This is a genomic window from Streptomyces sparsus (assembly GCF_054776295.1).
The window spans coordinates 1-14,798 of sequence record NZ_BAAHCA010000045.1 but is presented as its reverse complement, the minus strand read 5'-3'; the positions used below and the strand labels follow the sequence as shown (position 1 = coordinate 14,798).

Sequence of the window (14,798 nt, the reverse complement as noted above, 5' to 3'; positions counted from 1 at the left end):
CCGGTGAAGACCGGTGGGCGGCGGGGCGGACGCCGTCGGGGGCCCGGGCCCCTCGGGGCCGGTCCGGGCGCCCGGGGCTCAGATCAGGCCCTGGGCCAGCATCGCGTCGCCCACCCGAGTGAAACCGGCCATGTTGGCCCCCGCGACGTAGTCACCGGGGCAGCCGTAGCGCTCGGCGGCCTGCGCGCAGGTGGTGTGGATGTCCTTCATGATGCCGGCGAGTTCCGCCTCGACCTGCGCGAACCGCAGCGGTTCGCGGCCCGCGTTCTGCCGCATCTCCAGCGCGCTGGTGGCCACTCCCCCGGCGTTGGCGGCCTTGCCCGGGCCGAAGGCCACGCCGGCCTCCTGGAAGACCCGCACCGCCTCGGGTGTGGTGGGCATGTTCGCCCCCTCCGAGACGGCCTTCACGCCGTTGCGGACGAGGGTGCGGGCCGCGTCCGCGTCCAGTTCGTTCTGCGTCGCCGAGGGCAGCGCCACGTCGGCGGGCACGTCCCAGATCTGCCCGTCCGCCACGAAGCGGGCGGAGCTGCCGCGCCGCTGGGCGTAGGTGTCGACACGTCCCCGCTCCACCTCCTTGACCTGCTTGAGCAGATCGAGGTCGATGCCCTTCTCGTCGACCACGTACCCGGTCGAGTCGGAGCAGGTCAGCACGTTGGCACCGAACTCCTGGGCCTTCTCGATGGTGTAGACGGCGACGTTGCCCGACCCCGACACCACCACCTGCTGGCCGTGGAGATCCTCACCGCGGGCCCGCAGCATCTCGGCGGTGAACAGCACGTTGCCGTAGCCGGTGGCCTCCGTGCGGACCGGGGAACCGCCCCAGCCCAGCCCCTTGCCGGTGATCACACCGGCCTCCCAGCGGTTGGTGATGCGCCGGTACTGGCCGAACAGGTAGCCGATCTCGCGCCCGCCCACGCCGATGTCGCCGGCCGGGACGTCGGTGTGCTCGCCCAGGTGGCGGTGCAGCTCGGTCATGAAGGACTGGCAGAAGCGCATGACCTCGGCGTCGGACCGGTCCCGCGGGTCGAAGTCGCTGCCGCCCTTGGCGCCGCCGATGGCCAGGCCGGTCAGCGCGTTCTTGAAGATCTGCTCGAAGCCGAGGAACTTCACGATGCCCAGGTTCACCGACGGGTGGAAGCGCAGTCCGCCCTTGTAGGGGCCCAACGCGCTGTTGAACTCCACCCGGAAGCCCCGGTTCACCTGCACCCGCCCCGCGTCGTCCTGCCACGGGACCCGGAAGATGATCTGCCGCTCCGGTTCGCAGACGCGCTCCACGATGCGGGCCTCGGCCAGCTCGGGACGCTCGGCGAGCACCGGGCCGAGGGACTCCAGCACCTCCCGTACCGCCTGGTGGAATTCGGGCTCGCCGGGGTTCCGTCGGAGGATCTCCTCGTAGAGCGGCTCGACGCTGGGCGCCACATCGGCTCCTTTCTCCCTGGTCGTCAACGCCCAGGGTGTCCGCGGGGGTGCGGTGCAGCACGTGTCTCCAGCGTGACGCACCGGGTGGGGGCCGCCGGGCACTTTGTGACCGACATGACAGCGGTGGAGCCGCATCGGGCCCCGGCACGTCCGAGCCGGGGCCGCACGGAAGGCCGAAACACTGGTGCCGTTCGGCGAGAGGCTCCGCGGCGCCCGTACCCTCGTGCGGTGGCGCGGAAACCGCCGACGCCCGCGGTGGGTGGCGGCTGGCGGGGGACACGGAGGCTCCCCGGGCGGCAGCCGGGCCGGGAGAAGTCCGGGCGGGGGCCGTTCCGGCAAGTGAGAGGGAACGGCCCCGGAGAGTCAGGCCTCTCTCCAGGGCCGTTCCTACAAGGGGCGTCGGGCTGGTGGCACAGGCGAGCCAGCACCCCCCACAGGGCCAGCACCGCCGCCTAGCTTTCGACACCCCGTCCCGCGGGATTGCGTTGGTGAGTCTGCCGAGAATCTCCACGCTTTGCACATCGACCGAACAGAATCAGTAACGTTGGGTATTAAAGCAGTGGCAGGAAGTAAAGCGTCGCCCGTCCGGAATGTTCGCCCCGTTGAGGCGCTCACCAGGCACGATCTACGGATTCTCGGCTTCCGGAACGCCCCCGGGATGTCAACGGCGCCATCCTGGCCGTCTCGAACACGGCTGAAAACAATCGGAAACGACCCCGAAACCAAGCGCTCGCTCAGTGAATCCCCGCTGGCAGCGCCCCTGCACACCGTTCACCCGGGCACCTGCCCGAACAACCCGGGGGCGTCCGAAAACCCGCCGTACGCAGCCCGTACGCCCGCCCGTCACACACCGCACCCCTGCATGCGGTAGCTGTGCCCGGGAAGCCGTCACACACCGCACCGCCGGTGCGGTGCCGGCCGCACCGACCGGGAGCAGCCGGTGCGGCCCACCGGTCAGCGGGTGGCGGCGATCTGCCGGGCCATGATCGTGGTCAGCTCGTACGCGGTGTGCGAGGCGGCGACCGAGGTGATCTCCGCGTGGTCGTACGCGGGCGCGACCTCGACCAGGTCGGCGGAGACCAGGTGGCAGTCGGACAGCCCGCGCAGGATCTCCAGCAGCTCGCGGGAGGTCAGGCCGCCCGCCTCGGGGGTGCCGGTACCGGGGGCGTGTGCCGGGTCCAGCACGTCGATGTCGATGGAGACGTACAGCGGCCGGTCACCGACCCGCTCACGCAGCTGCTGCGCCACCTCGTCCACGCCGCGCCGCATCACGTCGGCCGCGGTGACGATGCCGAAGCCCATCTTCTCGTCGTCGTCGAGGTCCTTCCGGCCGTAGAGCGGACCGCGGATACCGACGTGCGACAGCGCCTCGGTGTCGAGGATGCCCTCCTCGACCGCACGCCGGAACGGGGTGCCGTGGGTGTACTCGGCACCGAAGTACGTGTCCCAGGTGTCCAAATGCGCGTCGAAGTGCAGCAGCGCGACCGGACCGTGCTTGCGGGCCACCGAGCGCAGCAGCGGCAGCGCGATGGTGTGGTCGCCGCCGAGCGTCATCAGCCGGGCACCGGTGTCGAGCAGCGCGTCGGCCGCCTCCTGGACGGTGTCCACCGCCTCGTCGATGTTGAACGGGTTCGCCGCGATGTCGCCGGCGTCCGCGACCTGCGCCAACGCGAACGGGGACGCGTCCTGCGCCGGGTTGTAGGGGCGCAGCAGCCGCGACGCCTCCCGGATGGCGTTGCCGCCGAACCGGGCGCCGGGCCGGTAGGAGACTCCGGAGTCGAAGGGGACGCCGACCACGGCGACGTCCGCGCTGCCGACCTCGTCGAGTCGCGGCAGCCGGGCGAAGGTCGCCGGTCCCGCGTACCGGGGGACGCGGGAGGAGTCGACAGGGCCGCGGGGCTGCCGCTCGGGGGTGGGGGTGCTCTCGCTGCTCATGACGTCGAGCGTAGGCAGCCGCGCGGTGTCCCTGACATGGACGTTTCTGAGCGGGCGGGTGCCGCCTTTTGGACACGGCGTCCATCGGCGCCCGGCACGGGACACAATGGTCGGCATGCCGCTGCCCACCGCCCCCGCCGCGCCGTCCCGTGCCGCGCTCGTCGACCACCTCCTGCACTCCCGCATAGCCGGCGACGTCGCCACGCCCCGGGAGAACAACCTCGACCACTACCGCAGGCTCGCCAACGGCGACCGGTACTTCTGGCTCGGACTGGAACTCGCCGACCGCTGGACCGACGAGCAGGACGTGCTCGCGGTGATGGCCGAGCGGGTCGGTGTGGTCGACGACCCCCGCCATCGCACCGGCCAGGACACCATCAACCCGGAACTCACCGTGGACGGCCTGGACCGGGCCGCGGTACGGCTGCGCAAGGCCGCGGACGGCGGCGAGCGGGTGCTCTTCGCCACCGGGCACCCGGGCGGGCTGCTGGACGTGCACAGCGCGGTGGCCGCCGCACTGCGGACCGCCGGGTGCGACGTGGTGCGGGTCCCCATGGGCCTGTACGCGGACGACGGCGTGGTCGTGCAACTGGCCGACGTCGCCATGTACGAGCGCGGCGCCACCCTGTGGCACACCCACTCCCCCGAACCGATGCGGGAGATCCTCGCGGCTCTGGAACGCGACGGCGAACCGCTGCCCGACCTGGTGTTCGCCGACCACGGCTGGGCCGGCTGCGCCGCCCAGCACGGCATCGACACGGTCGGCTTCGCCGACTGCAACGACCCGGCGCTCTTCCTCGGCGAGGCCGAGGGCCTGCTCTCCGTGGCCGTCCCCCTGGACGACCACGTGGCCAACCCCCGCTCCTACGAGCCGATGACCGCCTACCTGCTCGCCGCCGCCGGCCTCACGGCCTGAGACGGACGGTCGGCGGGGCGGGACGGTCGGCGGGGCGGGATGGTCGGCAGGGCGGGACGGTCGGCGGGGCGGTAACGCGCGTCAGTCGTGTGGGACGCGGACCACGCCCTCCTGGATGACCGACACCGCGAGGCGGCCGTCGGAGGTGAAGATGCGGCCCTTGGCGAGCCCCCGCCCGCCCTGGGCGGTGGGGCTCTCCTGGTCGTAGAACAGCCACTCGTCGGCGCGGAACGGCCGGTGGAACCACATCGCGTGGTCGAGGCTGGCGCCCACCACGTCACCGACCGCCCAGCCGCCGCGCCCGTGGGCCAGCAGCACCGAGTCCAGCAGCGTCATGTCCGAGACGTACGTCGCCAGGCAGGTGTGCAGCAGCGGCTGGTCCTGCTCACCCTGGAGCTTGCCGGTGGTCCGGAACCACACCTGGGAGCGGGCCTCGCCCGGCTGCCTGCCCGCGTTCGCGTACGGCGGTTCCTTCACGTACCGCAGGTCCACTGCCGCCCGGGCCTGGGCCAGGCGTTCCGCGACGCCGGGATCGACGAACAGGTGCGCGTAGCGGGGCAGCAGCTCGGCGGACGTCGGCAGCGTCGCCGGGTCCGGAGCGGGCGGCATCGGCTCCTGATGCTCCAGGCCCTCCTCGTGCAGTTGGAAGGACGCCGACAGGTGGAAGATCGGGTGGCCGTGCTGGACGGCGACCACCCGGCGGGTCGTGAAGGAACGCCCGTCCCTGATCCGGTCCACGGTGTAGACGATCGGCGCACCCGGGTCCCCGGCCCGCAGGAAGTAGGCGTGCAGGGAGTGCGCGGGCCGGTCCTCGGGAACGGTCCGGCCGGCGGCCACCAGGGCCTGGGCGGCGACCTGGCCGCCGAAGACGCGGGGCACCACGGACGGGTGGCTGGCGCCGCGGAAGATGTCCCGCTCGATCCGTTCGAGGTCCAGCAGATCGAGCAGGGAGGTCAGTGCGTGGGACATGGGGAGAGTCTTACAGCCCCATCGACTTGGCGATGATCGACCTCATGACCTCGCTGGTACCGCCGTAGATCCTGGTGACCCGGGTGTCGGCGTACAGGCGGGCGATCGGGTACTCCCGCATGTAGCCGTAACCGCCGTGCAGCTGGAGGCACTTGTCGATGACACGGGCGGCGGTCTCGGTGGTGAACAGCTTGGTGGACGCGGCGTCCGCCGGGGTCAGCTCCCCCGCGTCGAGCGCGTCCAGGGCCCGGTCGACGACCGCCTGCATGGCGTCCACGTCGGCCTTGCAGTCGGCGAGCACGAACTTGGTGTTCTGGAAGGACGCCACCGAACGGCCGAAGACGGTCCGGTCCGTGACGTACTCCTGCGCGAAGCCGACCGCCGCCGCGGCCTGCGCGTACGCGCCGAGCGCGATGCCCAGCCGCTCCTGCGGCAGGTTGTGGGTGAGGTAGGTGAATCCCATGCCCTCCTCGCCCAGCAGGTCCTCGACCGGCACCCGCACGTCGGTGAAGGAGAGTTCGGCGGTGTCCGACGTCTTCAGGCCCAGCTTGTCCAGGGTCCGTCCGACGGCGTAGCCCTCGCTGGTGGTGTCCACGACCAGGATGGAGATGCCGGCGCGGCGGTCCTCCGGGTCGGCGGGCGACGTCCGGCAGCAGACCAGCACCCGGTCGGCCTGCACGCCGCCGGTGATGAAGGTCTTCGCGCCGTTCAGCACGTAGTGGGTGCCGTCCTCGGACAGCTTGGCCGTCGTCTTCATGCCCGCCAGGTCCGAGCCGGTGCCGGGCTCGGTCATCGCGATGGCCGTCATCATCTCGCCGGTGACGAAGGGCGGCAGCCAGCGCTGCTTCTGCTCCTCGTCGGCGTACTTGAGGAGGTAGGGCAGGCAGAGCGCGGTGTGCACGCCGGAACCGCCGAAGCTGACCCCGGCCCGCGCGCACTCCTCGCTGATGACGGCGCTGAACTTGAAGCTCGTCTCCCCGGCGCCGCCGTAGGCCTCGGGCACCTCGATACCGAAGACGCCCAGCTCACCGAGCTTCTTGTAGAGGTCGCGGGGCACATAACCCTGCTCCTCCCACTCGTGGTAGTACGGCACCACCTCGGAGGCGATGAAGTCACGGATGGTCTGACGGAACGCCTCGTGGTCCTCGTTGAACACCGTGCGCCGCATGGTTCGCCTCCCAGGCAGGATGTCTAAGCGCTTGCTCAGTCGAAGCTACCCAGCGGTCAGGGCCGCTGTCCATAGGCGCGCCCCGCCGGCCTCCCCACGACCGGGACACCGCGACGGCCGGGACACCGCGACGGCCGGACCGCCGTGGGACGGAGGACGTGGCGGCGCTGGGGCGAGGCGGTGACGCGGGGTGGTACGGCAAGGCGGTGACGCGGAAGGCCGTCAGCCGAAGGACGCCGCCCGGGCCCGCAGCAGCTGCCGCTCCCGCTCGTTGCGGGTCAGGCCCGCCGCCCGCTCGAACTCCGCCCTGGCCTCCGCTCGGCGCCCCAGCCGGCCGAGCAGATCACCGCGCACGCTGGGCAGCAGGTGGTAGTCCTTCAGCGCCGGTTCGCCGTGGAGCACGTCCACCAGCGCGAGCCCCGCCCCCGGCCCGTCCACCATGGAGACGGCCACCGCCCGGTTCAGCTCCACCACCGGTGACGGCGCGACCGCCGCGAGCCGACCGTAGAGGACGGCGATCGTCGACCAATCCGTCTCCTCGTACCGGACCGCGCGGGCGTGGCAGGCGGCGATCGCCGCCTGGAGGGCGTACGGCCCCAGGTGCTCGGCCACCGCGTTCGCCCGTCCCAGGGCGGCGAAGCCGCGCCGGATCAGCATGCGGTTCCAGCGGGTCCTGTTCTGGTCGGCGAGCAGCACCGGTTCCCCGTCGGGCCCGATCCGGCTCGCGACCCGGGACGCCTGGATCTCCAGCAGCGCGACCAGTCCGTGGACCTCACTCTCGTCCGGCATCAGACCCGCCAGCACCCGGGCGAGCCGCAACGCGTCCTCGCACAGGGCGGGACGTTGCCAGTCGTCCCCGGCGGTCGCCGAGTAGCCCTCGTTGAAGACGAGGTAGACGACCTCCAGCACGGAGCTCAGACGCGCCGCCCGCTCCGCTCCGCAGGGCACCTCGAAGGGCACGCCGGCCTTGGCCAGCGTGCGCTTGGCACGGACGATGCGCTGGGCGACGGTCGGCTCCGCCGCCAGGAAGGCGCGGGCGATCTCCTCGGTGGTGAGCCCGCCGAGCAGCCGCAGGGTGAGGGCGACCCGGGCTTCGGTGGAGAGCACCGGGTGGCAGGCGGTGAAGATCAGCCGCAGCAGGTCGTCGTCGATGTCGTCGGCGACCGCGTCCTCCGGGCCCACCGCCGGCACGTCCTCCAGCGTCCGCCCGACCTCGGCCAGTTTCCGGGCGTAGGTCTCCTTGCGGCGGACCAGGTCGATGGCCCGGTGCTTGGCCGCGGCCATGAGCCAGGCGCCCGGCTTCTCCGGGACGCCTGACTCCGGCCACTGCTCCAGCGCGGCGACCAGAGCGTCCTGCGCGAGTTCCTCGGCGATACCGACGTCCCGCACGATCCGGGTGACCCCGGCGATGATGCGTGCCGACTCGATCCGAAAAACCGCTTCCACCGCGCTCGCTACCGTCACGGCCACCCATCAGAGCAGTCCGGTCACGGTCGGGCAAGCGCGACCGGCCGGGGCCCGGTCAGCCCTCGGCGATTTCCCGGACCTCGGCGGTGACGGTCCAGTGGTCCTCGTGCGTCCGGAGGAAGCGCTTGGTCCACTCGACGGCTTCGGCCTTGTCCTTCGCCTGCACGATCGAGTAGCCGCCGATGACCTCCTTGGTCTCGGTGAACGGCCCGTCGGTCACCGAGAGCCGGCCACCGGACCAGGTGACCCGGCTGCCCTCGGACGTGGGCGCGAGCCCGGCCGTGTCGAGCATGACCCCGGCCTTGGTGATCTCCTCCAGCAACTCCCCCATCCGCTGCCCCATCTCCGGGCTGGGGCCCTCGGCGGGAACGTTCTGCTCGTCGATACGGATCAGCGTCAGAAAGCGCGGCATGATGACTCCTCGGTGCACAGCGGCGGGACCGTTCCCCGCCTCTCACCCCTACGTCGAACGGGACGGCCCCGAATCGACAGCCCCGGCGGATTATTTCGAAGTAGTTTCCGCACCCGCCTCCCGGGGCTCCACCAACGCGTCCGCGAACGCCCGCCGCACCCGTTCCGGGCGGGCCCTACGGAGCCGACGGTCATCGGGGCGCGAGGTTTGGGAAGCGGTGCGGGTGGCGAACTGCCTGGCATGACGAAGCCGGTTCTCCACCTGGTGGGGTGCGCCGCCCCGCCCGTCCAGTACCTCGACCGCGCCGTCCGGGCGGCTCAGGCCGACGGCTGGGAGGTGTGCCTGGGTTTGACGCCCACCGCCGCCGACTGGCTGGGCGACCGGCTGCCGGAGCTGGCCGAGCTGACCGGTCATCCCGTCCGCCACACCCAGCGCAGGCTGGGCCAGGTCGATGACCGGCCGCTGCCGGCGGTGACCGTGATCGCGCCGGCGACCCTGAACACGGTCAACCTGATGGCGCTCGGCCTGACCCCGCACTGGGCCGCCGGGCACGCGGCCGAGTCCATCGGCCTGCGTCGTCCGCTTGCGGTCATGCCGTGCGTCAACTCCGCCTACGCCACCCACCCGCAGTTCGCCCGCTCCTTGGAGGTGCTGCGCGGCGCCGGCGTACGCGTGCTGTACGGCGGGCCCGACGGGTTCGTGCCGTTCCACCCGGGCGAGGGGGACGCCGAGGGCTACCCGTGGCATCTGGCGCTCAAGGCCGCCCAGGAGATGCTCGACCGGTGAGCACCGGCGCCGGCACGACCGTGCACCGGGGGCTCAGCTGAAGGTTCGGCGGTAGGTGTGGGGGCTGACGCCGGTGGTGCGCTTGAAGCGGTCCCGGAAGGCGGTGGGCGAGCCGAAGCCGACCTGGGCGGCGATGCGCTCGACCGGGTGTTCCGTGGTCTCCAGCAGGTGCTGGGCCTGGCGGACGCGGGCGCGGTGGAGCCACTGGAGTGGCGTGGTGCCGGTCTGCTCGCGGAAGCGGCGGATCAGCGTCCGGGTGCTGGTCCCGGCACGGGCGGCGATGTCGGCAAGCGTGAGGTCGCGGCCGAGATTGCCCTGGAGCCAGGTCAGCAGGGGTTCGAGCGTGGCGCCCTGGGGGGCGGGCGGATACTCGTGGACGATGAACTGCGCCTGCCCGCCTTCGCGTTCGAGGGGCATGACGGACAGGCGGGCGACGTCGGCGGCGACGGCTGAACCGTAGTCGCGGCGGACCATGTGCAGGCACAGGTCCAGGCCCGCGGCGGCGCCGGCCGAGGTGAGGATCTGTCCGTTGTCGACGTAGAGGACGTCCGGGTCGACGGTGACGTCCGGGTGGGCGGCGGCCAGGGCGTCGGCGGCAGCCCAGTGCGTGGTGGCGCGCAGTCCGTCCAGGAGGCCCGTGGCGGCCAGGGGGAAGGTGCCCGCGCAGATGGACGCGATGCGGGTGCCGTCCGCGGCGGCTGCCCGCAGCGCGGCGCGGACGGCCGGGGAGGGCGGGGCTGCCGTGGCGGTACCGGGCACGATGATCGTGTCCGTTCCCCCGAGCCCGTCGAGGCCCCAGGGGGCGCGCAGGGTGAAGGAACCGGCGTTGATCTCCGGTTGTTCGGCGCACACGCGGATCTGGTAGCCGGGGCGACCGTCCGGAAGCCGGGTGCGGGTGAAGACCTCGATGGGGGTGGAGAGGTCGAACGGGACCACCCGGTCCAGAGCGAGAACAGCGACGGTGTGCATGGCCAGAAGATACCGCCCCGCCGGAGTCCTGAGCCTGTCGTGTGCTCACAGAACCACGCTTCACCGCAGCTCAGCGGCGCTGTCGTCGCGGTTGGCACTAATCCGTTGACAGCTGTCACTCACGCCACTGGGGGGCGGTGAGGGAGCCGGTTACGTTCGGGGGGTCCGCGGCGCACGCCGGAATCCCGCAACGACGAAGGGCCCTCCATGCACGTCCAGATCATCCTGTTCGACGGATTCGATCCACTCGACGTCGTCGCCCCCTACGAGGTGCTGTACGCCGGTGGCACCGCCTCCGGCGGGGCAGTGACGGTGGAGCTGGTCTCCGCCGAGGGACCGCGCGAAGTGGTCAGCGGCACCGGGGGGTTGGCGCTGCGCGCGACAGCAGCCCTGGACCCCGCACGCGCGGGGCTCGTCCTGGTTCCAGGCGCCTCGGGCCGGGTGGGAGAACCCGGCGAGGTGCCCGACCAGGACGCCGACGCGGACTCCGGAGAGCGGCAGCAGGACGCGCTCATCCCCGTCCTGCTGGGCCGCACCCTGACCACCCCGCTGCCCGCGCTGCTGAGAGCGGCGATGGACAACCCGGAGGTGACGGTCGGGGCCGTGTGCGGCGGCTCGCTCGTCCTGGCCATGGCCGGTCTGCTGGAGGGCCGTCACGCCACCACCCACCACCTGGGCCTGGACATGCTCGACGCCACCGGAGTCCACGCGGTGCGGGCCCGGGTCGTCGACGACGGGGACCTCGTCACCGGCGCCGGCGTCACCTCCGGACTCGATCTGGGCCTGTACCTGCTGGAACGCGAGCTGGGTCCCCGGATCGCCCACGCCGTCGAGGAACTGTTCGCCCACGAACGCCGCGGCACCGTCTGGCGCGACCGGGGCCCCGTACCCGCCGTCCTCTGATCGCCCGTCCGACCCACCGATCCCGCACCACCGCGAACGCCCTGTGAGGAAGAACAGACATGCCCGTCGAAGGCACCTGGGACCTGTCCATCGCCACGCCCATCGGCAGGATCAAGGCCGTGGCCGAGTTCCGACGCAGGGACGGTGCCCTCGTCGGGTCCGCCCACGGGACGGGCGAGGAGGTACCGCTCAGTGACGTCGTCCTCGACGGCGACCGGCTCGCCTGGAGACAGACCGTCACCAAGCCCCTGCGACTCGACCTGGCCTTCACCGTGACGATCGACGACGACACCCTGACGGGCACCTCCAGGGCCGGCCGGCTCCCCGCCTCGCACGTCACCGGCACCCGCCGCACCCTCCCGGCGGGCGGCGGGTACTGACCATGACGAAGTTCTTTCTCTCCCTGCACGTGCTGGCAGCCATCGTGGCCATCGGCCCGATCAGCGTCGCCGCCAGCATGTTCCCGCCGGCCCTGCGCCGCGCCCGGCAGAACCCGGAGGACCGGGACGCGCTCATCACGATGCGGACGCTGCACCGCATCTGCCGGGTGTACGCGGCCGTCGGCATCGCCGTGCCCGTCCTCGGCTTCGTCACCGCCGGCAGCCTCGGCGTACTGGGCAGCGGATGGCTGATCGCCTCCGTTCTCCTGACCGCCGCTGCCGCCGCCGTGCTGATCGTCCTGATCCTGCCCGCGCAGGAGCGTGGACTCGAAACCCTCCAGGACGCTCCCCCGGGCTCCGCCACCCCCGCCGTGCCCTCGGGCTCCGCCGGCCGGGTCGCCGGGCGTCTGGCCATGCACACCGGCGTCTTCAACCTGCTGTGGGCGACCGTCACCGTCCTCATGATCGTCCGTCCCGGCTCCACCACCGGGGCGTGACGCAGGCCGACGCCGAGCACGACGAAGGCCCGAGCACGACGAAGGCCCGAGCCGCTTTCGCGGTTCGGGCCTTCGTCCATCAAGGGTGAGTGACGGGACTTGAACCCGCGGCCACCTGGACCACAACCAGGTGCTCTACCAACTGAGCTACACCCACCATGACCGGCGTCGGAGTGTTCTCCGCACCGGCCGGATACGAGTGTACAGGTTTTACGAGGGTGCTCGCGCACACGTTTCGTGCGGGTGCCCGACGGTCGCGGAACGCGGTCCTCCAGGGCCGTCACGGGGTCCGGCGGCGACGCCGCCCCGGGTCGCTCCCAGGCCCCACACCGGGCCCGCGAACCGCTTCAGGCGGTCGGGGTCTGCGCTGTCGGAGGCTGGGCGCTCGGGGTCTGGGCGCTCGGGGTTCGGGGCGGTGAGCCGGGGGCGGTCGGTGCTGCCGGCAGCACGTGCTTGGCGGCGATGGCCCTGGCCGTCTCGGAGTCCGGGCCGGGCTGCGGCACGAAGACCGCCTCCCGGTAGTAGCGCATCTCGGCGATGGACTCCCGGATGTCGGCCAGCGCGCGGTGGTTGCCGCTCTTCTCCGGGCTGTTGAAGTACGCCCGCGGGTACCAGCGCCGGGCCAGTTCCTTCACCGAGGACACGTCCACGATCCGGTAGTGGAGAGAGGACTCCAGCGTGGGCATGTCCCGGTGCAGGAAGCCCCGGTCGGTGGAGACGGAGTTGCCGCACAGCGGCGCCCGGCCGGGCTCGGCGACGTGTTCGCGCAGGTAGGCGAGCACCCGCTGCTCGGCGTCGGCGAGTGTCGTGCCGCCGTCGAGTTCGTCGAGCAGGCCCGAGGCGGTGTGCATCTCGCGCACCACCTCGGGCATCTGCGCCAGCGCTTCGGCGGGCGGGCGGACGACGATGTCCACCCCCTCGCCGAGCACGTTCAGCTCCGAGTCCGTGACCAGCGCGGCCACCTCGATGAGCGCGTCGTCGGACAACGAGAGGCCGGTCATCTCGCAGTCGATCCACACCATGCGATCGTTCATGCGAGTCACCCTACGTCGCTCACGGCTGTGTGCGGCCCCGCTGATGGGGTAGCCGTGCCGTGTAGAGATCCGGTTGCCCGCCGCCGGCGTCGACCGCCGGCGCGGTCACCAGACTGCGGCCGAGGAACTCCGCCGCTTCCGAGCGGCTGCTCGGACGGGTCTCCAGCCGCACCTCCCCTCGTGTGTCCGCCGGTCTCGGTTCCCGGCCGTCCAGCCGGGCCGCGGCCCTGGTGTCCGCTCTGGCGTCGGCTCGGGCCGGGGCCCGGGCGTCCGCTCGGGACTCGACCCTCGGCTCGGACCGGGAGTGCGGCAACCGGTGGTCAGCCGATGGTCCGCCCTCCATGCCTTCCGCCATCTCGCTGCCCCCCGCTGAGGGGCGGCGCGCCCGGTAGGCCGCCCGGTAGGCGGCCGGGGACGCGCCGAGCTGCCGCCGGAAGTGGCCGCGCAGGGCGACCGGCGACCGGAAGCCGCAGCGGGCGGCCACCTCGTCGACGGAGTAGTCCGTCGTCTCCAGCAGCCGCTGGGCCTGCAGCACGCGTTGCGTGATCAGCCACTGCAGTGGCGCGCTGCCCGTCAGGGACCGGAACCGCCGGTCGAACGTGCGGCGGCTCATGTACGCGCGGGCGGCGAGCGTCTCCACGTCGAACTGCTCGTGCAGATGCTCCAACGCCCACGCGACGACCTCCGCCAGCGGGTCGGTCCCGATCTCCTCCGGTAAAGAACGGTCCAGCCGGTGCAGCTGCCCCACCTCCGCGCCGTTGCCCCGGCGTGGTGGTACGACGAGCCTGCGGGCCAGCGCCCCCGCGGCCTCGACCCCGTGGTCGGCCCGCACGACGTGCAGGCAGAGGTCGATGCCGGCGGCGGTGCCGGCCGAAGTGAGGATGTCGCCGTCGTCCACGAAGAGTTCCCGCGGATCGACGTGCACGGCCGGGTAACGCTTGGCGAGCGTCGGCGCGTACATCCAGTGTGTGGTCGCCGGACGGCCGTCCAGCAGTCCGGCTGCGGCCAGTACGAACGCACCGGTGCACAGCCCCATCACCCGGGCCCCCTCCTGGTGCGCGCGACGCAGGGCGTCGAGCGCGCCGGGCGGTGGCGGCTGGGTGATCGAACGCCAGGCGGGCACGACGACCGTGCCCGCCCGGGAGATGGCATCGAGGCCGTACGGCGCCGTCAGCTCAAGGCCGCCGGTGGTACGCAACGGCCCGTCTTCACCCGCGCACACCAGAAGGCGATAGCGGGGTACACCCGCATCCTGCCGATCGACACCGAAGACGGAGAGCGGAATTGAACTCTCGAATATCGGGCCTCCGCCGAAGAGCAGTACCGCGACAATCTCGCGGCGCCGCCGGGCGGCCAGCTTCCGGATTGGCGCGGGGCCGTGCGGTGGGTCCTGGCTCATGTCTCTAAGCCCCCCTCAGTGGTCGCTTCCTCTCGGTCCTGCACGGTTTCCCCCGCCGTGGTTTTGCCAAGATCGAATCTACTGCGTCAGATGGGGCTGACGGGACAACTTCATCACTCGGCGCTAAGTCGACAAGACAACTTGGCGTAAAGCATTCGATCACGAAGCGTTCCACTCGCAGGCGCCCCTGGGAAGTGCGCCTGACCGTGTGGACCGGTGTCCGTGGGGTGCATACACCCGTTGCGCTCCTTTCAACCCTGGTCGGGGCGATGAAGGGAGCCGACGGGGCACTCGGCGCACCACGGGAGCAAGTTGGCCGAAAAGAACGCCGGTTCGGGCGTGCCAGTCGACCGCCACGAGCGTACGCCCTGCGCGCGGCGGGGTCTTGACCCCGTCCCGGACTCACGCGTCCCCCGGCGCACTCCCGGCCCGGGACGACGGTGCGGGAGGAGCTCGAACGGGCGCGGGACGGGCGCGGGACGGACGGGCGACGGACGGTGATCCGGCCGCGGCGGGCATGCCGCCCCGGTCCGCGGGGTGCTGA

Annotated in this window: 13 protein-coding genes, 1 tRNA gene and 1 pseudogene; 5 read left to right on the top strand and 10 right to left on the bottom strand. The window is 72.0% G+C overall.

Annotated elements, in window-relative coordinates:
• Positions 1–78: 78 nt before the first annotated feature.
• The gene (gene gdhA, locus ACYVE9_RS05390) at positions 79–1,419 is read right to left on the bottom strand and encodes an NADP-specific glutamate dehydrogenase (RefSeq protein ID WP_461026549.1); all 1,341 of its coding nucleotides are present in this window, start codon (positions 1,417–1,419) and stop codon (positions 79–81) included.
• 954 nt (positions 1,420–2,373) lie between these two features.
• Positions 2,374–3,354 (bottom strand): agmatinase, encoded by a 981-nt coding sequence (gene speB / locus ACYVE9_RS05385; RefSeq protein WP_461026548.1) that lies wholly within the window; start codon positions 3,352–3,354, stop codon positions 2,374–2,376.
• A gap of 106 nt (positions 3,355–3,460) precedes the next feature.
• On the opposite strand from speB, the gene ACYVE9_RS05380 reads away from it, so the two are divergent.
• Positions 3,461–4,270, top strand: a complete 810-nt coding sequence (locus ACYVE9_RS05380; protein ID WP_461026547.1) for a phosphatase — start codon at positions 3,461–3,463, stop codon at positions 4,268–4,270.
• A gap of 81 nt (positions 4,271–4,351) precedes the next feature.
• Here the strand turns inward: ACYVE9_RS05380 and ACYVE9_RS05375 are convergent, their stop codons facing one another.
• The 4 genes from ACYVE9_RS05375 to ACYVE9_RS05360 all read right to left on the bottom strand — a co-directional run bounded on the left by ACYVE9_RS05375 (position 4,352) and on the right by ACYVE9_RS05360 (position 8,286).
• Complete coding sequence (locus tag ACYVE9_RS05375) at positions 4,352–5,239, bottom strand: acyl-CoA thioesterase (protein ID WP_461026546.1); 888 nt, start codon at positions 5,237–5,239, stop codon at positions 4,352–4,354.
• Positions 5,240–5,249: 10 nt separating this feature from the next.
• Entirely contained in the window at positions 5,250–6,407 is a 1,158-nt protein-coding gene (locus ACYVE9_RS05370; RefSeq protein ID WP_461026545.1) for an acyl-CoA dehydrogenase family protein, read from the bottom strand.
• A gap of 222 nt (positions 6,408–6,629) precedes the next feature.
• Complete coding sequence (locus ACYVE9_RS05365; RefSeq protein WP_461026544.1) at positions 6,630–7,871, bottom strand: RNA polymerase sigma factor; 1,242 nt, start codon at positions 7,869–7,871, stop codon at positions 6,630–6,632.
• Between the two features lie 58 nt (positions 7,872–7,929).
• Complete coding sequence (locus tag ACYVE9_RS05360) at positions 7,930–8,286, bottom strand: YciI family protein (protein WP_461026543.1); 357 nt, start codon at positions 8,284–8,286, stop codon at positions 7,930–7,932.
• Positions 8,287–8,526: 240 nt separating this feature from the next.
• On the opposite strand from ACYVE9_RS05360, the gene ACYVE9_RS05355 reads away from it, so the two are divergent.
• Entirely contained in the window at positions 8,527–9,072 is a 546-nt protein-coding gene (locus ACYVE9_RS05355; protein WP_461026542.1) for a flavoprotein, read from the top strand.
• Positions 9,073–9,105: 33 nt separating this feature from the next.
• On the opposite strand, the gene ACYVE9_RS05350 is transcribed toward ACYVE9_RS05355, so the two are convergent.
• Entirely contained in the window at positions 9,106–10,041 is a 936-nt protein-coding gene (locus ACYVE9_RS05350) for a GlxA family transcriptional regulator (protein WP_461026541.1), read from the bottom strand.
• A 207-nt stretch (positions 10,042–10,248) separates the two neighbouring features.
• Between ACYVE9_RS05350 and ACYVE9_RS05345 the strand changes: the two genes are divergently transcribed.
• Genes ACYVE9_RS05345 through ACYVE9_RS05335 form a run of 3 tightly spaced genes read left to right on the top strand, consistent with a single transcriptional unit; the run spans position 10,249 to position 11,821 of the window.
• A complete protein-coding gene (locus ACYVE9_RS05345; protein WP_461026540.1) occupies positions 10,249–10,944 on the top strand; it encodes a DJ-1/PfpI family protein in 696 nt (231 codons plus the stop codon).
• 59 nt (positions 10,945–11,003) lie between these two features.
• A complete protein-coding gene (locus tag ACYVE9_RS05340) occupies positions 11,004–11,324 on the top strand; it encodes a hypothetical protein (RefSeq protein WP_461026539.1) in 321 nt (106 codons plus the stop codon).
• Between the two features lie 2 nt (positions 11,325–11,326).
• The gene (locus ACYVE9_RS05335) at positions 11,327–11,821 is read left to right on the top strand and encodes a hypothetical protein (protein ID WP_461026538.1); all 495 of its coding nucleotides are present in this window, start codon (positions 11,327–11,329) and stop codon (positions 11,819–11,821) included.
• Positions 11,822–11,905: 84 nt separating this feature from the next.
• Here ACYVE9_RS05335 and ACYVE9_RS05330 read toward each other — a convergent pair.
• The 3 genes and pseudogenes from ACYVE9_RS05330 to ACYVE9_RS05320 form a co-directional block, all read right to left on the bottom strand.
• Positions 11,906–11,978, bottom strand: a tRNA-His gene (locus ACYVE9_RS05330).
• A 280-nt stretch (positions 11,979–12,258) separates the two neighbouring features.
• Positions 12,259–12,855 (bottom strand): annotated as a pseudogene (gene orn / locus ACYVE9_RS05325) (oligoribonuclease); the annotation flags it as partial.
• Positions 12,856–12,874: 19 nt separating this feature from the next.
• On the bottom strand, positions 12,875–14,254 hold the full coding sequence (locus ACYVE9_RS05320; RefSeq protein ID WP_461026537.1) for a helix-turn-helix domain-containing protein: 1,380 nt from the start codon (positions 14,252–14,254) through the stop codon (positions 12,875–12,877).
• Between the last annotated feature and the right edge of the window lie 544 nt (positions 14,255–14,798).